This window comes from Arthrobacter sp. P1_B4 (assembly GCF_056406555.1).
This window is the reverse complement of record NZ_JBFTZW010000004.1, coordinates 118,537-139,442: the sequence shown is the minus strand read 5'-3', so window position 1 is coordinate 139,442 and position 20,906 is coordinate 118,537. Positions and strand designations below refer to the sequence as shown.

Genomic DNA, 20,906 nt, shown 5'->3' with positions numbered 1-20,906 from the left:
GTGGCGGAGTGAGCCAATTCGCCGCCCTTTGTGGCAAACCTACAAAGGAAGGGCCGTATACGCGCGGAATCCGCAAGTAATATCGGCGGAACCCTCAAAACCGCGCTAGGCTCCCTGAAGGAAAGAAGGAGACGCCTTGTCAGCAAATTCGGAGCAGTCCGCACCCACCGTGCCGGGATCAACGCAGTCATCTACAGCCGCGGGCATCCGCCGGCTGACCAAGGTGCTGATCGCCAACCGCGGAGAAATTGCGGTGCGCATCATCCGCGCCGCCCGCGATGAAGGCATCGCGTCGGTGGCTGTCTACGCGGACCCCGATCGCGACGCGCTGCACGCCCGGCTCGCTGACGAGGCCTACGCGCTCGGTGGCAACACCGCCGCGGAGTCCTACTTGGTGATGGACAAGATCATCGACGTCGCCCGCCAGTCCGGCGCGGACGCCATCCACCCCGGGTACGGGTTCCTGGCCGAGAACGCCGAGTTCGCCGCCAAGGTGATCGATGCCGGCATTACGTGGATCGGCCCCTCCCCCGAGGCGATCTCTGCCCTGGGCGACAAGGTCCAGGCCCGCCACATTGCCGAGAAGGTCGGCGCCCCGCAGGTCCCCGGCACCGCCGACCCGGTCGAATCCGCCGAGGAAATCCTCGACTTCGTGGACAAGTTCGGCCTGCCTGTCGCCATCAAGGCGGCCTTCGGCGGCGGCGGACGCGGCATCAAGGTGGCCCGCACCCGCGAAGAAATCCCCGAACTCTTCGAATCCGCCGTGCGCGAGGCCACCGCCGCCTTCGGCCGCGGCGAGTGCTTCATTGAGCGCTTCCTGGACGCCCCGCGCCACGTCGAGACCCAGTGCCTGGCCGACGCCCACGGCAACGTCGTGGTGGTCTCCACCCGCGACTGCTCGCTCCAGCGCAGGAACCAGAAACTCGTCGAGGAAGCCCCGGCCCCGTTCCTCACCGAGGAACAGAACCGCCGGCTCTACGAATCCTCCAAGGCCATCCTCAAGGAGGCGGGCTACCTCGGCGCAGGCACCTGCGAATTCCTCGTCGGCCAGGACGGCACCATCTCCTTCCTCGAGGTCAACACCCGCCTTCAGGTGGAGCACTGCGTCTCCGAGGAAGTCACCGGGATCGACCTCGTCCGCGAACAGTTCCGGCTGGCCCGCGGCGAGGAGCTCGGCTACGGCGACCCGGAAGTCCGCGGCCACTCGATCGAATTCCGCATCACCGGCGAGGACCCGGGCCGGAACTTCATGCCCGCACCCGGCACCATCACGGTACTGAAAAACCCCACCGGTCCCGGTATCCGCGTAGATTCCGGCGTGGAGCAGGGCGATGTCATCAGCGGCAACTTCGACTCCATGCTCTCCAAGCTGATCGTCACCGGCGCCACCCGCACCCAGGCCCTGCAGCGCTCCCGGCGGGCACTGGAGGAAATGGTGGTGGAGGGCATTCCCACCGTCATCCCGTTCGACCTCGCGGTGGTTTCCAATCCCGATTTCGCACCGGCCGAAGGCCCCTTCAAGGTCCACACCCGCTGGATCGAGACGGCCTTCGTCAATGACATTCCGGCCTGGACCCCGACCGGCACCGAGGCTGAAGCGGCCGACGCCGGCGACCGCCAGCGCGTCGTCGTCGAGGTCGGCGGCAAGCGCCTGGAAGTCGTGCTGCCGGCGTCGCTGGGCTCCGTCAGCAACGCCGCAGGCGCCAAGCCGGCCAAGGCCAAGAAGCGCTCCCGCGGTGGCGGCGCACCCGCGGCCGCGAGCGGCAACGCCCTGACCTCCCCCATGCAGGGGACCATCGTGAAGGTGGCCGTCGCCGAGGGTGACACGGTCGCCGAGGGCGATCTCGTCGTCGTGCTCGAGGCGATGAAGATGGAACAGCCGCTCACCGCCCACCGCGCCGGGATCGTCATCGGCCTCGCCGCAGCGGCCGGCGAGACCGTGTCCGCCGGCGCCATCATCGCCATGATCGAGGACGGCGCCGCAGAGTAAGCGGCACACGGTACGGCGACGGCGGACGGCCGGCGCCGCTGTCGGCCGCGGGCGCGCCTCTGGCGCGTCCGCGACCGGCCAGTAGAGACTTGGAGTGTGAAGCCATTCCTGCTCCTCGCCTCGCGCGGGGAAGACACCGCCGCCGAGGACGAATACCGCGCCTACCTTCGCTACTGCGGACTCCAGCCCGAGCAGCTCCACCGCATCCGGATGGAAGCCGCCCCGCTGCCCGCGCTTGAGTTGTCCGACTATTCGGGCGTCATTGTGGGCGGCAGTCCCTTTACTTCCAGCGATCCGGCCGAGCACAAGAGCGCCACCCAGCACCGGGTGGAGCGCGAACTCGCCGGGCTGCTGGACAGGATCGTGGCCGAGGACTTCCCGTTCCTCGGCGCCTGCTACGGCGTCGGCACCCTCGGCCTGCACCAGGGCGCCGTGATCGACCGGACGTACGGTGAAGGGCTCGGCGGCGTCACCATCAAATTGACGGCGGAGGGTCTGCAGGATCCCCTCCTGCGCGGGCTGCCGGAGAGCTTTACGGCGTTCACCGGCCATAAGGAAGCCTGCACGGTCCTGCCCTCCCATGCGGTGCTGCTGGCCAGCTCGGCCGCCTGCCCGGTGCACATGTTCCGGATCAAGTCCAACCTGTACGCCACGCAGTTCCACCCCGAGCTTGATGCTGAAGGGCTCGTCACCAGGATCGATATCTACCGCCATGCCGGCTACTTCCCGCCGGAATCGGCCGAAATGCTCATGGACGACGCCAGGCAGTTCACTGCGACAGAACCGATGAAGATCCTGCGGAACTTTGTGGAGCGCTACGCGAGCTGAGCCCCTCCAACGCAGAAGCCCGGCGTGTTCAATGAACACGCCGGGCTTCTTCTGTCAGGAAAGAGGGCCGGACGTCAGGCTACGTTGTTGGTGTAGTCGAGGTCCCGGGTTTCCTTGCTCACGAACAGGGCGATCAGCGTCAGCACCGCCATGGCGGCGAGGTAGACACCCACCAGCACGGTGCTGCCACCGGCCAGTTCCCAGAGCCAGACGGCGATGAACGGAGCCACGGCAGCGCCCAGGATGCTGGAGACGTTGTAGCTGATGGCGGAGCCGGTGTAGCGGACATTGCCCGGGAACAACTCCGGCAGGAGCGCACCCATGGGACCGAATGTCAGGCCCATGAGCGAGAAGCCGATGATCAGCAGCGCCATGGCACCGGCGAATCCGGCGCTGAACAGCGGAACGAACAGCAGGCCGAAGGCGAGGATGCCGAAGGTGACAACGATCAGCATCTTGCGGCGGCCGAACTTCTCGGCCAGCGGGCCGGAGACCAGCGTGAAGATACCGAAGAATACGACACCGGCGATCAGCATCCAGAGGAAATCGTTCCGGCTGTAGCCCAGGCCCGGGACGAACGCAGCGGCGGCGGCCTCGGTCATCGGCTTGCCGGCCTTTTCGGCGGCGGCCTTCGCCGTGTCCAGACTGGACGCCCGGGTGCCGTAGGTCAGCGTGAACGTGGTCATCAGGTAGAAGAGCACGTAGGTGGCGAGCATGATGAACGTGCCCAGGATCAGCGGGCGCCAGCTGGTCTTGAAGACCCGTGCCAGCGGCAGCTTGGCAACCTCGTTGGATTCGAGGACCTTGGTGAAGGCCGGGGTTTCGATCAGCTTGAGGCGCACGTAGAGACCGATGATGACCATGACGGCACTGAGCAGGAACGGGACCCGCCAGCCCCATTCCATGAAGGCTTCCGGTGTCAGGGTGTAGCTGAAGACCAGGAAGATCACGTTGGCGATGATGAAGCCGATCGGGGCTCCCAGCTGCGGGAACGTGCCGTAGATGGCGCGCTTGTTCGACGGGGCGTTTTCGGTGGCCAGCAGCGCCGCGCCACTCCATTCGCCGCCGAGGGCCAGGCCCTGGCAGAAGCGCAGGACCACGAGGAGCGCCGGGGCCAGGAAGGTCCAGCCCGTGACGCTCGCCGTCGGCAGGCATCCGATCAGGAAGGTGGCAATACCCATGGTCAGCAGGGAGGCCACCAGCGTGCCCTTGCGGCCGAACTTGTCACCGAAGTGGCCGAAGATGACCGAGCCGAGCGGGCGGGCGATGAACGCGACGCCGAACACAGCGAAGGATGCCAGCAGCTGGGTGGTCTCGTTCTGCCCGGGGAAGAAGAGCTTCGGGAAAACGAGCACGGCCGCGGTGGCGTAAACGTAGAAGTCATAGAACTCGACGGTGGTACCGATCAGGCTGGCGACAATCACGCGGCCGCGCGAATTCACCTGCTTGGTGGACCCATGCTCCGCGGAGGTGGCAGTGGATGACATGTAGTAACGCTTTCATGAAGACCGGTCGGATATTTCCCCAAGAGCCCGATGCCCGGGGCCGCCGGCTAGGGATTCGTATACGTCTGATAATAGTTCCCACCGTCCAGTCAATGGACAAATAGTCCGCTATTTGGACTCCGTGTCGTTGTCTCACGTGGTGGTCGTCACACCTATTCTCACACCGTCATAAAAGCCCCGATAGGCAAAAGTCACAGCGCGTTAATAAACCGCGTCCGTCCCGGAAACGCGGCGTCCCTACCTTTGAAGGACATCACCCCCCAAGGAGGTCTCCCAAGTGACTGCTGAACGCACCGCCGAAATCGGCACCGCAGAGGTCGGCGCCGCCAGTACCGGCGGCACCCTTACCCTCGACCATCGGCCCGGCCGCTGGATCGCCAACTGGGATGCGGAAAACAAGGAGCAGTGGGAGTCGGCCGGCCGCTCGATCGCCCGGCGCAACCTGAACTGGTCCATCTTCGCCGAGTTCCTGGGCTTCGTGGTCTGGCAACTGTGGTCGATCGTGGTGGTCCAGCTTCCCTCCGCCGGCTTCAAGTTCTCCACCAACGAGATCTTCTGGCTGATCTCCATGCCAAGCCTCGTCGGCGCCACGCTCCGGATCCCCTACACGTTCATGGTTCCCCGCTTCGGCGGCCGCAACTGGACCATCGTCTCCGCCCTGTTGCTGCTGATCCCCACGATCGGCCTGGGCCTGTGCGTCGCCAACCCGGCCACCCCGTTCGGCGTCATGCTGTTCGTGGCTGCGCTGGCCGGCTTCGGCGGCGGCAACTTCGCCAGCTCGATGGCGAACATCACTTTCTTCTACCCCGCACGGGAAAAGGGCTGGGCCCTGGGCCTGAATGCCGCCGGCGGAAACCTCGGTGCCGCCGTCGCACAGCTGGCCGTGCCGATCGCCATCACCCTGCTGGCAGCCGGCACCGTGAACCTGCCCGTCGCAGGGTTCATGTGGGTTCCGCTGATCCTGCTGGCGGCTTTCGGTGCCTGGAAGTACATGAACAATCTCACCAGCGCCAAGGGCGACGTGGCAGGTTCGCTGGCCGCGATCAAAGAGCCGCACCTGTGGATCATGGCGCTGCTGTACATCGGCACCTTCGGTTCCTTCATCGGCTTCGCCGGCGTCTTCCCCAAGCTCATTAAGGACTACTTCCCGGCATTTTCCTCGATCTCCGTCGGCACCGTGGCCCTGTCCCTGGCCTTCCTCGGCCCGCTGGTCGGGTCCCTGGCCCGCCCGTACGGCGGACGCATGGCGGACCGGATGGGCGGGGCCCGCATGACCGTCGCAGCCTTCGCCGCCATGGCCGTCATGACCCTCACCATGCTCTGGACCCTGCCGCTGAAGAACTTCTGGCTCTTCCTCTTCCTGTTCCTGCTCCTGTTCACCGCCAGCGGCTTCGGAAACGGCGCCACCTACCGCATGATCCCGATCATCTTCGCCACCTCCAGCCGGGCCGCCCGCTCCGGGGCCAGCACGCACACCACCCAGCGGCTCGCGTCCTCAGCCCTCGGCCTGATCTCGGCCATCGGCGCCTACGGCGGATTTATCATCCCCCAGGTCCTCAACGCCTCCAACACCGCCAGCGGTTCCTACACCTCGGCGTTCTACGGATTCGTGGGGGCCTACGTCCTGATGCTGGTGGTCTGCTGGTTCTGCTACATCCGCAACGCCAACCGAAATGCGATGGGACACGTCTAACATGACCAAAAGCGCCGACACGCACTGCCCTTACTGCGCTCTGCAGTGCGCCATGACGCTCACATCTCCAGCGGCTCTGACCCCGGCTGCCCGGCCGGGGTCAGAGCCCGTAGACGCTGCACCGGGCCCCGCCACTACCCCAACGTCCGCGCCGCTCCTGACAGTCGCCGGACGGGACTTCCCCACCAACCGCGGCGGCCTGTGCCGCAAGGGCTGGACCTCCGCCTCGTTACTGGACCACCCGGGCCGCGTCACGGAGCCCCTGCTGAAGGGCGCCGACGGCGTCCACCACCCGGTCAGCTGGGATGAGGCCCTCATGCGGATCGTCTCCGCCGTAAAACAGGCCCGCCTCGAGCACGGGGCTGACGCCGTCGGCGTGTTTGGCGGCGGCGGCCTCACCAATGAGAAGGCCTACCAGCTGGGCAAGTTCGCCAGGCTGGCTTTGGGCACCTCACGGATCGACTACAACGGGCGGTTCTGCATGTCCTCGGCAGCCGCGGCAGGCATGCGCGCCTTCGGCCTGGACCGCGGGCTCCCGTTCCCGCTCGCGGACCTCGACACCGCCAGCACCATCCTGATGCTCGGCTCCAACGTTGCCGAGACCATGCCGCCCTTCGTCCAGCACCTCCAGGGGGCCCGCGACGCCGGCGGCCTGATCGTCGTCGACCCGCGGCGCTCCGCCACCGCCGCCTTCACCTCCGACGGCGGCGGGCTGCACCTGCAGCCGCTGCCCGGCACCGACCTCGCCCTGCTCCTGGGTATCTCCCACGCGGTGATCCACGAGGGCCTCGCGGACGCGGGATACATCGCGGACCGGACCACGGGTTATGACGCCGCGGTCCGCAGCGTCGCCAGCTTCTGGCCCGAACGGGTCCAGTCGATCACCGGCGTCCCCGCCGGGCTGATCCGTGAAACCGCCCGGCGGCTGGCCGACGGCGCCGGCAAGGGCGGCAGCTACATCCTCACCGGCCGCGGCGTCGAACAGCACGTGGACGGCACTGACACCGCCACGGCCGCCATTAACCTCTCCCTCCTGCTGGGCCTGCCGGGCTCCGCGCGCAGCGGCTACGGCACGCTCACCGGCCAGGGCAACGGCCAGGGCGGCCGCGAACACGGCCAGAAGGCGGACCAGCTCCCCGGCTACCGGAAGATCACCGATCCCGCCGCCCGCGCCCACATGGCCAGGGTCTGGGGCGTGCCCGAACCCCTGATTCCCGGCCCCGGCCTTCCCGCCGTCGAACTCCTCAAGTCGCTGGGACAGCCCGACGGCGTCCGGTGCCTCTTCGTGCACGGCGCCAACGTGGCGGTGTCCGCCCCGGACGCGAATGCCGTGATCGCGGGCCTGCGCAGCCTGGACTTCCTGGTGGTGTGCGACTTCTTCCTCTCCGAGACCGCCGCCGAGGCGGACCTGGTCCTGCCGGTGACCCAGTGGGCCGAGGAGGAAGGAACCCTCACCAACCTCGAGGGCCGCGTGCTCCGCCGCCGCCGGGCCCTCACTCCCCCGCCCGGTGTCCGCAGCGAGCTGTGGATCATGACCCGGCTGGCCGAAATGCTGCACGCGCCCTCCACCTTCAGCGAGGATCCGGAAACGGTGTTCGAGGAGCTCCGGCTCGCGTCCTCCGGCGGCCTGGCCGACTACTCCGGGATCGACTACGCCATGCTGGACCGTGGCGAGGCCGCCTACTGGCCCTACCCCGCCGGGAGCGCGGGCACGCCGCGGCTCTTCCTGGACGCCTTTGCCCATGCGGGCGGCCGGGCCGTGTTCACGCCGGTGACGCCCCGACGTCGTTCTTCTTCTGCGGGCTTCGCGTCCGCGGCGGACCGCCGGGTGGACCAGCGGGCCGACCGAGCCGGCGACGATCGTCCCGGCACGCCGATGACCCTCATTACCGGCCGCCTGATGGAGCACTACCAGTCCGGCGCGCAGACCCGCCGGGTGGCCGCCCTGGCCGAAGCCCAACCGGAGGCGCGGCTCCAGCTCCACCCCGCCGCGGCTGCCGCCCAGGGCATCGCCGACGGCGACTACGTCTCGATTTCCAACGAACGCGGCGTGGTCAGCTGCCGTGCCGAGCTGAGCACGGATATCCGCCCGGAGACGGTGTTCCTGCCGTTCCACTTCCCGGAGCTCGAGAGCGCCAACCGGCTCACGGAGGCGGCCACGGACCCCATTTCCGGGATGCCCGAGTTCAAGACCAGCAAGGTGTGGATCAGCCCGGCAGCTTCCCCGGATGCCCTGGCCGGCAAGCACAGCGGCGTTTCGGCCCGCGTTCTTCAAGCAGAGGAGACCTCATGACTGAGCGGATTGTGGTGGTGGGCTTCGGGCCCGTCGCCGCGAGGCTGATCGACGAGCTGCTGCCGGCCGTGCGCAGCGGCATCGCACACCTGACCGTCGTCGGCGAAGAGTCGGAGGCGGCGTACAACCGCGTGCTGGTGGCGGATCTTGGCGTCAGCCGGACGACGCCGGCTGCTCTGGCCCTCGCGGACGCGGCGGCACTGGTGGCCGACGGCGTCGATGTCCGGCTGGGCGTCCGCGTCCGCCGCGTGGACCGCGCCCGGCAGCGGGTCTTGTTGAGCGACGGCACCTCCCCCGGTTACGAGCGGCTCGTCTTCGCCACCGGTTCACGGCCGGTCATCCCGAACCTGACCGGGCTCAACCCGGACCCGGCCGCGCCGGTGCTGCCGCCGGGCGTGACCGCCCTGCGCGATCTTCGCGACGCGTCCGTGCTGCATTCTGCCGTGGCGGGCGGAAAGCGCGTCGTGGTCCTGGGCGGCGGTGTGCTGGGCCTGGAGACGGCCCTCGCCGCGGCCGAGGAAGGCGCCACGGTGACCGTGGTGCACAATGGCCCGCATCCTTTGGGCCGGAACATCGACCGCGGCGGCGGCGCCGTGCTCGCGGCGTCCCTGCGGAACTGCGGCGTGCGGGTGGCCGGCAACGCCCGCTCGGTCGGCGTCGAACACAACGCGCCCGACGGCGGCTTCTCCGCCTTGTTGCTGGATGACGGCTCCGCGATCGACGGCGACCTCCTGGTCCTCTCCTGTGGTGTCCGGCCGCGGACCGAACTTGCGGAGGGCTGCGGGCTCTCCACCGGTGCCGGGATCCTGGTGGACCACAAGCTCCGCGCCCACCACGAGCCCCACATCTTCGCGATCGGCGACTGCGCCGAGGTCCGCTGCCCGGACCCCGAATGCGTTCAGTGCCGGACTGCGAGGGGTCCCTCCGGGCTGGTCGGCCCGGGCTGGCGGCAGGCCGAATGGCTCGCCGACTATCTGACCCTCCTGGCGTCCGGGGCTCCTGCCGAGGCGGAAGCCTTGCCGGCACTTCCGGCGGAACTCCCGGGCGTGATCGTGCTCAAGGCCCGCGGCATGAACCTGGCCGTCGCCGGGGATGTGTCCGCGGACCCGTGGGACGAGGACGCCTTGAGCGCCGGGGCCGTGAACGGCCGGGCCCGGCTGCAGATCGCCCAGTGGGCCGATCCCGAGCACGGCCGCTACGTCAAGATGACCACCCGCGCCGGCGTGCTGGAAGGCCTCGTGGCCGTGGGCATGCCGCGCACCTCGGCCGAGCTGGTGCAGCTCTTCGAACGCGGCGCGGAACTGCCGGCCGACCGGTCGCTGCTGCTGCGCCTGGACGGGCCGGACCAGGTCGCTTCCCCAGGTGCCGCCGACCCCGCCCGGACGGTCTGCCGGTGCGCCGGTGTCAGCGGCACGGCCATTGCCACTGCCGTGTCCGAGGGCTGCGGAACGGTGCCCGAGGTATCGGCGTCCACCCGCGCCGGCACGGGCTGCGGCGGCTGCCACGAGGACATCAAGGGCATCATCGAGGCCCACTTTCAGGGGGCGGCTGCCTGAGTACTAACCCGCTGGGTTATCGAAGTTCCTCTGCCACTGGGCATGCTCGAGGCCCGCTTCCAACCGGCGGTCCGCAGTCCACCTAGGCAGATATTCGAGCGCTGGTATCTCGCGGGCAGGCTTGGAGCTGTGCGTGGGCTCAGGCCGGGTCTGCACAGGCTTGGGTCTGGGGCGGGTCTGGACCTGCTTGGCCACAGGCCGGGTCTGGACGGGCTTCCGGGGGTAGCTCGACCGTGTGTCGGCTGTGTGGTGCCTCTTCCAGGCCACAAGCGCCCAGATGAAGAGTCCTGTCAGGGTGAGTTGCCAATAAGTGACCAGTATCCCGATGACGACCAAGATTAGAAATAGGGCGGGGATCCACATGGCGACATTATGCCTTTGCTTGACGCCAGGAGGTAGAGGCCTTACTCCCGTGGTTTAAGCACGGCGGCGCGCAAGGAAGACCCGCGCACCCGAAGAGAACTCCAAGCTGGACCGGCCATCATCCAAAAGAGCCCCGACCAACCGTGAGGGCTCTGGCCAACTCCGCTCCGCTAAGGCTAAGCGGCCTTTCCAAACCACACAGGAATGAACACATACCGGGAAGCCCCGACATCCTTCGGACGCAGCTCACTGCGTGACCCAGACGCGCCACGGGTTCGGCCTTGCCGCTGGTTCTTCTAAGGCCAGTTCGCTTGATGCAGTTCGTTCTCGCCCGATCCTGCGGGAGCCCTGGTGCTGCCAGCCGGGCTGGCCTATCTCCGCAGATAAGTAGCGAACACCTCATAGGCGCGTAGTCGATACCTGCGTTGGAGCCGGAGGGCTGCGGTAGCATGCAAGGGCTTTGCAGTCAGGGACTCGTCCCGTATGTCTGGGGGGACTTTTGCAAGCTACAAAGGAGGACCTTAATGAAACGCTGGCTCGCACCCATCACCATCGCAGTCGCCGCCGCACTCTCCGCAAGTGCCGGCCCGGCTGTTGCCGCCGCCACTCCCGTTCCGGTGGACCAAACACCTTTCACGATCGCCTGTCCGACGTTCGATCTCCAGGCTCAGCTCTCGGGCAAGGCAGGGACTGTCGTCCTGCCGGGAGACCGGGTCGCCTTAACCGGCCCCAATTTGAGGATTACCCTCACGGGGCCCGCTCCTGCTCTGAAAACGGTGACCTACGTCATTACCGGGGTGACCCACGTCACGACCCTGCAGGACGGCAGCTTTGACGTCACCGCCACAGGGAGGAACACCATTATCGTTCCAGACGCGAACGGGCACCCCGCGGGGCTGTTCCTCACTACGGGCACCATGCACTGGACGCTCAATCCTGACTTCAGCGAAAGGACGTTGTTCTCCGGAAAGGGCACCGTAACCGACGTCTGCAGCTTGCTGGCGCCGTAACCCCCGACAACACAGGGCGCCCCCGGCAGTTGCCGGGGGCGCTTTTGCCTTCAAATCGGCCAGTCCGGAGTTCAGGGCACTTAGCAACTCCAACCGCCCCGAAGCGGGCCTTTCTCCCCTTGGCACGTCCGAGGGGTGGGGATGCAATGAACGTAGGTTCCGTTCATCCGCAGGAGGCATCCCATGAACGTCCCGGTCATTTTGGCGCTCGGCGCGATCATTGTGTTCGCGGTCGTGATGGGTGTTGTCATGTCCCGTGAAAAGGATCCGCAACGGCGGGCCGCCGCGCTGACGCGCACCGGCGCGGCCGTCATGGCGGCGTTCACCGTCATCGGGGGAATCTACATCGGCGGCTTCGCGATGCAGGACCCGGGCGGAACAACCGGAACGCTGATCACGCTCGCCTGGGTGGTGCCGATGCTCATCCTCGCGGTCTCGGCCTGGTTCTGGCCGGCGGCAACCGCTCCCCTGCTGCTCGCGCTCGCCTCGGCCTTCATTGCTGCGTGCGTGTGGCTCGCCTTCGACCCCGCCGCCCTGAGCGCCTTCCTCAACGACAACGGCCCCCTCATCGCCGTCAGCGTTCTCGCGCTGGCGTTCCCGGCCGCAATCCTTGGCCTGAAAGTTACCGCACTGGCCGGCTGGCTGTTGGTGGGCTTGGGGGTGTTGCCGCTGTTGATCACGATCATCGGAAGGTCGGGTGCGGTCGGATCGCTGATCGCCGCCAGCTTGGTTCCCCTGGCCTGCGGGATCGCCTATCTGCTGTCCGTCCGGATGGCGAGGGCGGGTTCGACGTCGGGAACCATCCACCCGGCGGCCGCCTAAGAAGGCTGCCGCACCGCCGCCAAACCCGGCCGCGTAACGCAAATCGGGCCGCGGGCAAACGGCGGGTAGCATCGGGGCCATGAGCGCCGACGACGACGACATCACCGAAGAACTGCTGGCCGACGCCGGGAAGCTGACAGGGTTGAGCCTGGAACTGCTTGGGCTCGACCCCCACCCGGACGACATGACGGCCGAGCAGCGGCTCCAGTTTGATCCCGAGGACCTGGCCGAGATGGCCTCCGTCTCCTCCGAAGACCGGCGCAAAGCCGTGGGCCAGACCCGTCTGCTGGCCGGACTACTGTGGAACTCGTCCAGCATTCTGGTCGACCAGTTGTTCCGCGATCTCGGAACGCTCAGCACGCTGGATGTTCTCACGCCGGCCGACATTGCCGGCACCTCCGTCCTGTCCTCGCTGCCGCCACAGTTCGCCGCCAGCTACGACGCGAAGTTCACCCAGAAGTTCATCGTGGTCGCGGCCGACGTCACCGCGTCGCTGGTCCGGGGCTGGACCGCCCCCGGCTGCCTTGCAGCGGAACTAGCCGTCCGCTGCCTGCTCGATCAGGCGGAAATCACGGAGGACATCTACGAACTGGACCTTCCGGAGGACTGGCGGGCCGACGTCGAGGAAGTCCTGTTGGAGGATGCCGACAGTGACGCGCTGTACTCCGACAACCTTGACGTTCTCGAGGACGACGCCGCAAGTCTGGATTTCGAGCAGTGGTTCAAACCCTTCACCCCTGGCGACACGGTTCCGCCGTACGCCTACTCCTGAGCTCTACGGCTGGGCCGGCGGCTCGGCGAACCGGGCCAGGAAGTCCTCCGTGAAGCGCCGGACTCCGTCCCACTCGGTGTACACGTAGTCACGGGATGTGTCCGTGTCGAGGGATCCTTTGTCCTTGGCGATCTTCTTCATGACGTGCTTCTTGATGAACCCGTAGTGGGTATAGAGCAGGGCGCCGGCGAACAGTCCGACGTGCGCGGGCCGCCACCCCGTGTCCTGCTCGAACTTCTCCACGTAGCCCTCCGCGGTCTGCTCGTCCCCCTGCGCGGCCATGCTCACTGAGACGAGGGCGGAAGGCAAACGCTCGAGCTCACCGCGGTTCTTCTTCACGAAGTCCGTGACGTACCCCTCGTGCTTTCCCACGTGCACGGAGGCCGCCACGATCACGCCGTCGTAGCCGCCCGGAAGGGTATCTCCGGAAAGTTTGAGGTCCGCCGTCTCTGCTTCGTGCCCGAGCGCCCGGATCACGTCGCCGATGTAATCCGCGATTTTTGCTGTTTGTCCTTCAACGGTTCCGTAGGGGACATAGATTTTGGCCATGTGCCAAGTTGACCTCGCCCGGCTGTGACGCACTACGGCCGAAGGTCCCGCGGGCGGCAACGCACGGCCCTCTTGACGCCCGCACTCTTGACGGCGGCGGCCTACCGACATGAGATGGACGAAGGCCCGGTCCGGTTCTGATTCGACCGGCCGGTACACAAGTAGAACCCTCGATGAAAGGACGCAACATGTCCCTGCTCGACTCCGCCCTCTGGGACGGCAGGATCTACCTCAGCGGCTGGCGGCCCGGGCGCGGCGGGACCGGTGACGCCGTCGAACCAGCGACCGGAGAAACGCTGGGCCGCTATGGTGTGGCCTCCGTGGAGGATGTCCGCGAAGCCGCCGCGGTGGCCGCGAAAGCGCAGAAGGAGTGGGCCGCCCGCAACCCGGAAGACCGCGCCGCCGTGCTCCGCCGCGCGGGACAACTCTGGGAGGAACACTCGGCGGAAATCCAGGCCTGGATCGTCCGCGAATCCGGCGGCATCCCGCCCAAAGCGGGGCTGGAAACCCACATCGCGGCCAACGAATGCTACGACGCCTCCGCCCTGCCCTCACTCCCGGCTGGCGACGTGCTGACCTCAAACGAGAGCCGCTGGTCCTTCGCCCGGCGCCGGCCCGTCGGCGTCGTTTCGGTGATTGCACCCTTCAACTTCCCGCTGATCCTCTCCATCCGCGCAGTCGCCCCGGCGCTGGCCCTTGGCAACGCCGTCCTGCTCAAACCGGACCCGCGCACTGCGGTCTGTGGCGGCGTCACCTTGGTCCGGGTGTTCGAGGAGGCGGGTCTTCCGCCCGGCCTGCTCTCCCTGCTGCCCGGCGGCGCCGAGATCGGCTCGGCCGTCGTAGAGGCACCGGAGGTCAGCGTCATCGCCTTCACGGGGTCGACGGCGGCAGGGCGCAAAGTGGGCGAGGCGGCCGGCCGGCTGCTCAAGCGTGCCCACCTGGAACTCGGTGGGAACAACGCATTGATCGTGCTGCCCGGCGTCGACCTCCCCAAAGCTGTCTCCGCCGCCGCGTTTGGCTCGTTCATGCACCAGGGTCAGATCTGCATGGCGTCCGGCCGGCATATCGTGCACGAGGACATCTACGAGGACTACGTCAGCGCCCTGGCGGAAAAGGCCCGCCATCTACCGGTAGGCGACCCGAAAAGCGGAACAGTGGCGCTGGGCCCGGTGATCGACGAGAAGCAGCTCCACCGGGTGGAGACGATCGTTCAGGACGCGGTGCAGGGCGGCGCGCGCCTGGCCGCCGGCGGCAGCCATGACGGCCGGTTCTACCAGCCCACCGTGCTCGCGGACCACGACCTCGCCAGCCCGGCGTGGAAGGACGAGATCTTCGGCCCCGTCGCCCCGGTGATGAAGTTCTCCACCGTGGACGAGGCCGTTGCCCTGGCCAACGACAATGAATACGGGCTTTCGATAGGAATCCTCGGCGACGTCGGGATGGCCATGACGATCGCCGACCGGCTCGACTCCGGAAAGATCCATATCAACGAACAGACGGTGTCCGACGAGGCCAACTCGCCCTTTGGCGGGGTCAAGAACTCGGGCAACGGCTCGCGGATCGGCGGCCATCACGCCAACATCGAATCCTTCACGGAAATCCAGTGGCTGACCGTGCGGCCGGACATCGCGCCGTACCCGTTTTAGGCCGGGTAAATGCGGGAGTTCCCCGTACTTAGGGCTCGAACAAGACCGAGCCGGTCATGAAGATACCGCGCTGCGGGACCCAGAATTCCCCGAGCCGGTCCTGGACCGGCAATGCCGACGTCTGTCCCAGGCTGTGCCCCTGCAGCTGCGCTTTGCTTTCGCGGACAAACCACATCTGACGCGGACGCGCCAAGAACGTTTGGCCGTTGGGCGCCGCGCCCGTCAGCCCGAGGTGCCCCGCCCCCAGCACCGGGCCGGCAACGGCCCCCATGGCGCGCAGGAACGTCCGGCTGCGCCACAGCCGCTCCGGAACGGCGCCGGACACCGCGGACATAAGCCGGGTCATCGGCGTCGCCGCCAGCGTCAAATCCCAGCTCAGGTCCACGCCGGCTCCGACTTCCACGCTAAGGGAATAGCCGTCACGCCACCGGATGGAAACCCGGCTAGTGGACGCCGAGCCGATGGCGCTGCCGAAGTAGCGGGGGCAGGAGGTCCCGGGGTCGGTGGTGCTGTGAATCGCCCAGACGCCGGCAGGGTCGCGGATCCAGACCGAAATGTAGCCAGGGCCGACGGACGATGCCGGAAAATGCCGAAAGGCCAGGACGTAGCCGGAGCTGAACGGAACGCCCATGACGGCGTAGCCGGCAAAGCGTTCCTCTGGACCGGGGGGCAGCGCACAGTTCTGTTTCATCGGCTCAACAAGCGAGCGGGGACTCTGCATGGCTCCGGCCTCCGGTTTTGCTACATGTGAACTGTTACATGTGGACGTGGAGCCGCCGGGCCGCTTCGGAGATGGAGCCGCTCAGGGACGGGTACACGGTGAAGGTGCTGGCGATGTCGTCGACGTGCAGCTTCTGGGTCACGGCGATCGAGATCGCGAAGATGAGCTCGGAGGCGTTCGGGCCCACCACCACCCCGCCGATCACGGTGCCGGAGCCCTTGCGGGCGAAGATCTTGATGAAACCGTCGCGGTGGTTGCGCATCTTGGCGCGCGCGTTGCTGCGCAGGGACAGTTTGATGACGTCGGCCTGGTACTTGCCCGAATCAATCTCGGCCTCGGAGACGCCCACGTTCGCAATCTCGGGCGAGGTGAAGATGTTGGACGCCACCTGGTGCAGTTTAAGGGGCATGACACTGTCGCCCAGGAAGTGCGCGATCGCGATCCGGCCCTGCATCGCGGCGACGGAGGCGAGCGCCAGCACGCCGGTGCAGTCGCCCGCGGCGTAGATGTTCGGCGCAGTCGTGCGCGAGACGCCGTCGACCTTGATGTGGCCGCTCTCGGTCAGCGCGACGCCGGCTTCCTCCAGGCCGATGCCGGCCGTGTTGGGGATGGAGCCGACGCAGACCAGGCAGTGGCTGCCGGTCACCTTCGAACCGTCGCCGAGGGTGACCACGACGCCGTCGTCCGTGCGCTCGACCGTCTCGGCGCGGGCGCGGGAGAGGACCTTGAGCCCGCGGCGTTCGAAGACGCCCTCGAGGACCTCGGCGGCGTCGGTGTCCGAGCCCGGCAGCACGCGGTCGCGGCTGGAAATCAGGGTGACCTTGGAACCCAGRCCGTTGTAGGCCGAGGCGAACTCTGCGCCCGTGACGCCGGAACCCACCACGATCAGCTCTTCGGGGAGCACGTCCATGTTGTAGATCTGGGCCCAGTTGAGGATGCGCTCACCGTCCGGGCGGGCCGTGGGCAGCTCGCGCGGGTGGGCGCCGACCGCCAGCAGGATGGTGTCTGCCTCCACCGTCTCGGTGCCGTTGGCGGTGAGGACCTCGATGGTGTGGTTGTCCAGCAGCCTGCCGGAGCCGATCAGGATGCGGACGTTCTGGTGTTCCAGCCCGACTTGGATGTCCTCCGACTGCTTCCGCGCCAGCCGCAGCAGGCGGTCGTTGATGTGCTTGAGGTCCGCGCGCATCGTAGGGGTGCAGTCGCCGCCGTCGAGGTCGAATTTAACCCCGAGCTCGCCGGCCTCGCCGACGCGGGTCATCAGATCGGCCGTCGCGATCAGGGTTTTGGACGGTACGACGTCGGTCAGCACCGCCGAGCCGCCGAGGCCCGCACGCTCGATAATGGTGACCTGCGCCCCCAGCGAGGCGGCGACCATGGCGGCCTCGTAGCCGCCAGGCCCTCCGCCGAGAATTGCGATGCGGGGTGAGCTGAAGTCAGGATGCGTAGTCACAATCAACCATTGTCCACCATCTGAACCGGAGCCACCAAGAATCCGGGCCGCGCGCGGGTCCGGCCGTGCATGCTGGGCAGCGGGCCCCGGCCGCGATAACTTGTACCGGTGAGTACAACAGAATTCCTGAACACGGACCCTTTCGACGCCGCCCGCGCCGCCGCCGACTACATCGCCGCAGAGACGGGCGTCGACTCCCATGACGTCGCGCTGGTCCTCGGTTCGGGCTGGGGCGACGCCGCCGAGCTCATCGGCGAGACCACCGCCACCTTGTCCGCCGCCGAAATCCCCGGCTTCTCCGCACCGTCCGTGGTGGGGCACGTGGGGACCATCCGCTCGGTCCTGACCAAAGAGGGCAAGCGGGCCCTGGTCCTGGGCGCACGCACGCACTACTACGAGGGCAAGGGCGTCCGCGCCGTGGTGCACGGCGTGCGCACCGCCGCCGCGGCCGGCTGTAAGACCCTCGTGCTGACCAACGGCTGCGGCGGGCTCAACGAGAACTGGACGCCCGGCACGCCGGTGCTCATCAGCGACCACATCAACCTCACCGCCACTTCTCCGCTGGAAGGGGCAACGTTCGTGGACCTGACGGACCTGTACTCCTCCCGGATCCGCGGGCTGGCCCGCGAGGTGGACCCGTCGCTGGACGAGGGCGTCTACGCCCAGTTCACCGGCCCGCACTATGAGACGCCCGCCGAGGTGCAGTACGCCAAGCGGATCGGCGCCGACCTGGTGGGCATGTCCACGGCGCTTGAGGCGATCGCCGGCCGTCACGCCGGCATGGAGGTCTTCGGCATCTCGCTGGTGACCAACCTCGCCGCCGGGATCAGCCCCGTGCCGCTCAGCCACGGGGAAGTCCTTGAGGCCGGCGAGGCCGCCGGCCCGCGGATTTCCAAGCTGCTGGCAGACACCATCGCCAAGCTCTGATCCTGGTTCTGGGCTAGGCCCCGCAACAGGTCCTGGGCCACCCGGCTGCGGTTATTCCGCAGCCAGGTAGTCCAGGACCTTTGCCTTGTCCGCCGGGAACCGCCGCTCCATCGAGTCCGCGATCCCGGCGATGCTCTGGCGCGCCAGGGCCTGCCGCCAGGCGAGTTCGGCCTGGCGCATGGTCTGGGAAATCAGGCACGTCCGCGCGAAGTTCTCCTGCCGGTCCGGTTCCGGAACATTTCCGAGGATCGCCTCGCATCGGAACGCCGGGTCCTGGCCCTCGAGCGCCAGCACGATGTCCAGCACGGTGATGTTCTCGGGCCGGCGCGCCAAGAGAAAGCCGCCGCGGGGACCCGACACCGAGTCCAGGACGCCGGCCCGGACCAGCGACTGAAACTGCTTGTTGAGATAGGCCGCCGGGAGTTTGTAGAACTCCGCCAGCCGGGCGCTGTTCACCGGCTCACCGGGCGGTGTCCATGCCATGTTGACGCAACTGTGCACGGCCCACTCGACACCACGGCCCATCTTCATATTCCAGACGTTACGTGTCCGGAAATTTGGGTGTCAAGGTCCCGCGAAAAGCCTCGAGATGGAACTGAAACCCGAACTCTCGATTGTCTGGCCAGGAATCGCCCACGATTGGCGATAGTTTGGTTCCATGACGTCTTCTGATGCCGAACTCGCCCGCCTCCTGAGCGATGCCCGCGATTGGGCAAGCCAGGACCCGGACCCCGCCACCGCCGCCGCCCTCTCCGAACTGGTCCGCCTCACCGACGGGGGCGTCGCCGCGGCCCGCCAGGAACTGGCCGACAGCTTCAGCGGCACCCTGCAGTTCGGCACCGCTGGACTGCGGGCAGCCCTCGGCCCGGGTCCGAACCGGATGAACCGCGTGGTGGTCCGCCGCGCCGCCGCCGGCTTCACCGCCTTCCTCACCAACGCGGTCGGGCAAGCCTCCCCCGGCACCCGGCCGCGCGCCGTCGTCGGTTATGACGCCCGTTACAACTCCGACATTTTCGCCGAGGAAACCGCGGCGATCCTCACCGCGGCGGGGATTGACACCTTCCTGATGCCGTCCGCGCTGCCCACCCCGCTGCTCGCCTACGCGGTGCGGGCGCTGGACTGCGACGGCGGCGTCATGGTTACCGCCAGCCACAACCCGCCGCAGGACAACGGCTACAAGGTGTACCTCGGCCGTCACGCGGTGGAGGAAAGCGGCCGCGGCGCCCAGATCGTGGCACCCTACGACGCCCTGATAGCGGCGAAGATCGACGCCGTCGGCGCCCTGGACTCCATCGTCCTGGCCGCGGACGGGTGGACCGTGCTGGAGCCCTCGATCGCCGCCGACTACCAGCGCGCCGTCGCGGCCCTGGCAGTCCCTGAGCACTTCCCGGCCCGCGGGCTCAAGATCGTCCTGACGCCCATGCACGGGGTGGGCGGGGAAACGGCCGTGGCGGTGCTGAACGCCGCCGGATTCGACGACGTCACGCTCGTCACCGAACAGGCGCAGCCGGATCCGGACTTCCCCACGGTGAACTTCCCGAACCCGGAGGAGCCCGGGGCGCTGGATCTTGCCCTCGAGGCGGCGACGCGCGAGGACGCCGACATAGTGATCGCCAACGATCCCGACGCCGACCGGGCAGCGGTGGCGGCGAAGGATCCTGATACCGGCGCGTGGCGCATGCTGCGCGGCGACGAGGTAGGCGCATTGCTCGGTGCCCACGTCGTGGCGCGGCAGGCCGCCAGTGGCGAAGCACCGGCCGGCGTGTTCGCCAACTCGATCGTGTCCTCCCGGCTGCTGGCGCGGATCGCGGCCGCGGCAGGTTACGCGCACGAGGAAACCCTGACCGGTTTCAAGTGGATTGCCCGGGTGCCGGGGCTGGTCTTCGGCTACGAGGAGGCGCTGGGCTACTGTGTTGCTCCGTCGCTGGTGCGCGACAAGGACGGCATTTCGGCCGCGGTCCTCATTGCCGAACTCGCGGCGGCCGCAAAGGCCGAGGGCAAGACGATCTTTGACACCCTGGACGAGCTGTACCTGGTGCACGGGCTGCACGCGAGCGACCAGCTCAGCATCCGGGTGGCGGACCTCGGCCTGCTGGACGCGATGATGAACCGGCTGCGCGTGAACCCGCCGGAATCGTTCGGCGGCTCCGGCGTCGAGGCCGTCAAGGACCTTGCCGAGGGCAGCGAACTCCTCCCGCCCACCGAGGGCCTGCTGTACCTGACCCGGGACCTCAGCCGTGTGATCATCCGTCCCAGCGGCACGGAACCGAAGCTCAAGTGCTACCTGGAAGTCATCCGCAGTGTCGGCTCGGCCGCCGAGCTTCCGGCAGCCCGGGACGAGGCCCGCACGGCCCTGGACGGCGTCCTTGCGGACGTCCGCGAGGCACTGGGCCTCTAGAGCTGCACCTCAATGTACCCGCCCACAATCCGGGTACCGAAGGTGGCGAGGCGGAGTTCCGGGCCGCCGAGGCATTCTCCCGTGCCGAGGTCGTAGACCTCCTTGTGCAACGGCGATGCCACCGTGGGCCGGTCCCCGCGGGATCCGGTGATGCCGCGTGCCATGACGTTCGCCCCGGTGGCCGGGTCCTCCTGCGCGACGGCGAAAACCTCACCGGACAGGGTGCGGAACACGGCCACCTGGCGGCCCGCAATCAGTGCCGCCTCGCCCCAGGCGGGTTCCAGGTCCGCCACGGCGCACACCCGGTGCCAGCCGGCTGCGGCTCCAGTAATTTGGTCCTCAACGTCGTGTACGGCGGTTTCAAGTACGGCGGTCATCCCGGC

The 20,906-nt window shown here is 67.7% G+C and carries 17 protein-coding genes; 11 read left to right on the top strand and 6 right to left on the bottom strand.

Annotated features, from left to right (window positions below):
• The first annotated feature begins 136 nt into the window (after positions 1–136).
• Positions 137–1,990 carry an acetyl/propionyl/methylcrotonyl-CoA carboxylase subunit alpha gene (locus AC1D1W_RS03725; RefSeq protein ID WP_459384231.1) on the top strand — a complete coding sequence of 618 codons (1,854 nt, stop codon included), beginning with the start codon at positions 137–139 and terminating at the stop codon, positions 1,988–1,990.
• Between the two features lie 96 nt (positions 1,991–2,086).
• On the top strand, positions 2,087–2,818 hold the full coding sequence (locus AC1D1W_RS03720) for a glutamine amidotransferase (RefSeq protein WP_476942972.1): 732 nt from the start codon (positions 2,087–2,089) through the stop codon (positions 2,816–2,818).
• 74 nt (positions 2,819–2,892) lie between these two features.
• On the opposite strand, the gene AC1D1W_RS03715 is transcribed toward AC1D1W_RS03720, so the two are convergent.
• Positions 2,893–4,305: an MFS transporter gene (locus AC1D1W_RS03715; RefSeq protein WP_476942971.1), complete on the bottom strand. Its 1,413-nt coding sequence runs from the start codon at positions 4,303–4,305 to the stop codon at positions 2,893–2,895.
• Between the two features lie 319 nt (positions 4,306–4,624).
• Between AC1D1W_RS03715 and AC1D1W_RS03710 the strand changes: the two genes are divergently transcribed.
• The 6 genes from AC1D1W_RS03710 to AC1D1W_RS03685 all read left to right on the top strand — a co-directional run bounded on the left by AC1D1W_RS03710 (position 4,625) and on the right by AC1D1W_RS03685 (position 12,832).
• The gene (locus tag AC1D1W_RS03710; RefSeq protein WP_439954118.1) at positions 4,625–6,016 is read left to right on the top strand and encodes an MFS transporter; all 1,392 of its coding nucleotides are present in this window, start codon (positions 4,625–4,627) and stop codon (positions 6,014–6,016) included.
• A gap of 1 nt (position 6,017) precedes the next feature.
• Complete coding sequence (locus AC1D1W_RS03705) at positions 6,018–8,309, top strand: molybdopterin oxidoreductase family protein (RefSeq protein WP_476942970.1); 2,292 nt, start codon at positions 6,018–6,020, stop codon at positions 8,307–8,309.
• Entirely contained in the window at positions 8,306–9,865 is a 1,560-nt protein-coding gene (locus AC1D1W_RS03700; protein ID WP_476942969.1) for an FAD-dependent oxidoreductase, read from the top strand. The genes AC1D1W_RS03705 and AC1D1W_RS03700 overlap by 4 nt, the downstream gene beginning before the upstream one ends.
• Before the next feature lie 887 nt (positions 9,866–10,752).
• Complete coding sequence (locus AC1D1W_RS03695; RefSeq protein WP_243179694.1) at positions 10,753–11,238, top strand: hypothetical protein; 486 nt, start codon at positions 10,753–10,755, stop codon at positions 11,236–11,238.
• A gap of 183 nt (positions 11,239–11,421) precedes the next feature.
• The gene (locus AC1D1W_RS03690) at positions 11,422–12,060 is read left to right on the top strand and encodes a hypothetical protein (RefSeq protein WP_476942968.1); all 639 of its coding nucleotides are present in this window, start codon (positions 11,422–11,424) and stop codon (positions 12,058–12,060) included.
• A gap of 79 nt (positions 12,061–12,139) precedes the next feature.
• Complete coding sequence (locus AC1D1W_RS03685) at positions 12,140–12,832, top strand: hypothetical protein (RefSeq protein WP_476942967.1); 693 nt, start codon at positions 12,140–12,142, stop codon at positions 12,830–12,832.
• Between the two features lie 3 nt (positions 12,833–12,835).
• On the opposite strand, the gene AC1D1W_RS03680 is transcribed toward AC1D1W_RS03685, so the two are convergent.
• Positions 12,836–13,381 (bottom strand): flavodoxin domain-containing protein, encoded by a 546-nt coding sequence (locus AC1D1W_RS03680; protein WP_243179708.1) that lies wholly within the window; start codon positions 13,379–13,381, stop codon positions 12,836–12,838.
• A gap of 188 nt (positions 13,382–13,569) precedes the next feature.
• Between AC1D1W_RS03680 and AC1D1W_RS03675 the strand changes: the two genes are divergently transcribed.
• On the top strand, positions 13,570–15,027 hold the full coding sequence (locus tag AC1D1W_RS03675) for a benzaldehyde dehydrogenase (RefSeq protein ID WP_476942966.1): 1,458 nt from the start codon (positions 13,570–13,572) through the stop codon (positions 15,025–15,027).
• Positions 15,028–15,055: 28 nt separating this feature from the next.
• Here AC1D1W_RS03675 and AC1D1W_RS03670 read toward each other — a convergent pair whose 3' ends face one another.
• Positions 15,056–15,748, bottom strand: coding sequence for a hypothetical protein (locus tag AC1D1W_RS03670; RefSeq protein WP_476942965.1), 693 nt, complete (start codon positions 15,746–15,748; stop codon positions 15,056–15,058).
• A gap of 34 nt (positions 15,749–15,782) precedes the next feature.
• Positions 15,783–17,198: an NAD(P)H-quinone dehydrogenase gene (locus AC1D1W_RS03665; protein ID WP_028278354.1), complete on the bottom strand. Its 1,416-nt coding sequence runs from the start codon at positions 17,196–17,198 to the stop codon at positions 15,783–15,785.
• 108 nt (positions 17,199–17,306) lie between these two features.
• Here AC1D1W_RS03665 and AC1D1W_RS03660 point away from each other — a divergent pair, with 108 nt between their 5' ends.
• A complete protein-coding gene (locus AC1D1W_RS03660) occupies positions 17,307–18,125 on the top strand; it encodes a purine-nucleoside phosphorylase (protein ID WP_476942964.1) in 819 nt (272 codons plus the stop codon).
• 51 nt (positions 18,126–18,176) lie between these two features.
• Here AC1D1W_RS03660 and AC1D1W_RS03655 read toward each other — a convergent pair whose 3' ends face one another.
• The gene (locus tag AC1D1W_RS03655) at positions 18,177–18,656 is read right to left on the bottom strand and encodes an RrF2 family transcriptional regulator (protein WP_028278356.1); all 480 of its coding nucleotides are present in this window, start codon (positions 18,654–18,656) and stop codon (positions 18,177–18,179) included.
• A gap of 127 nt (positions 18,657–18,783) precedes the next feature.
• Here AC1D1W_RS03655 and AC1D1W_RS03650 point away from each other — a divergent pair, with 127 nt between their 5' ends.
• The gene (locus AC1D1W_RS03650; RefSeq protein ID WP_476942963.1) at positions 18,784–20,523 is read left to right on the top strand and encodes a phospho-sugar mutase; all 1,740 of its coding nucleotides are present in this window, start codon (positions 18,784–18,786) and stop codon (positions 20,521–20,523) included.
• On the opposite strand, the gene nirD is transcribed toward AC1D1W_RS03650, so the two are convergent.
• Positions 20,520–20,900, bottom strand: a complete 381-nt coding sequence (gene nirD, locus AC1D1W_RS03645; protein ID WP_476942962.1) for a nitrite reductase small subunit NirD — start codon at positions 20,898–20,900, stop codon at positions 20,520–20,522. The two genes, AC1D1W_RS03650 and nirD, sit on opposite strands and share 4 nt — an antisense overlap.
• Between the last annotated feature and the right edge of the window lie 6 nt (positions 20,901–20,906).

Coding starts and splice junctions, on each gene's coding strand:
- AC1D1W_RS03715 (WP_476942971.1), bottom strand. CDS start 4,305: ATGTCATCCACTGCCACCTCCGCGGAGCATGGGTCCACCAAGCAGGTG.
- AC1D1W_RS03705 (WP_476942970.1), top strand. CDS start 6,018: ATGACCAAAAGCGCCGACACGCACTGCCCTTACTGCGCTCTGCAGTGC.
- AC1D1W_RS03700 (WP_476942969.1), top strand. CDS start 8,306: ATGACTGAGCGGATTGTGGTGGTGGGCTTCGGGCCCGTCGCCGCGAGG.
- AC1D1W_RS03695 (WP_243179694.1), top strand. CDS start 10,753: ATGAAACGCTGGCTCGCACCCATCACCATCGCAGTCGCCGCCGCACTC.
- AC1D1W_RS03690 (WP_476942968.1), top strand. CDS start 11,422: ATGAACGTCCCGGTCATTTTGGCGCTCGGCGCGATCATTGTGTTCGCG.
- AC1D1W_RS03685 (WP_476942967.1), top strand. CDS start 12,140: ATGAGCGCCGACGACGACGACATCACCGAAGAACTGCTGGCCGACGCC.
- AC1D1W_RS03680 (WP_243179708.1), bottom strand. CDS start 13,381: ATGGCCAAAATCTATGTCCCCTACGGAACCGTTGAAGGACAAACAGCA.
- AC1D1W_RS03675 (WP_476942966.1), top strand. CDS start 13,570: ATGTCCCTGCTCGACTCCGCCCTCTGGGACGGCAGGATCTACCTCAGC.
- AC1D1W_RS03670 (WP_476942965.1), bottom strand. CDS start 15,748: ATGCAGAGTCCCCGCTCGCTTGTTGAGCCGATGAAACAGAACTGTGCG.
- AC1D1W_RS03655 (WP_028278356.1), bottom strand. CDS start 18,656: ATGAAGATGGGCCGTGGTGTCGAGTGGGCCGTGCACAGTTGCGTCAAC.
- AC1D1W_RS03650 (WP_476942963.1), top strand. CDS start 18,784: ATGACGTCTTCTGATGCCGAACTCGCCCGCCTCCTGAGCGATGCCCGC.
- nirD (WP_476942962.1), bottom strand. CDS start 20,900: ATGACCGCCGTACTTGAAACCGCCGTACACGACGTTGAGGACCAAATT.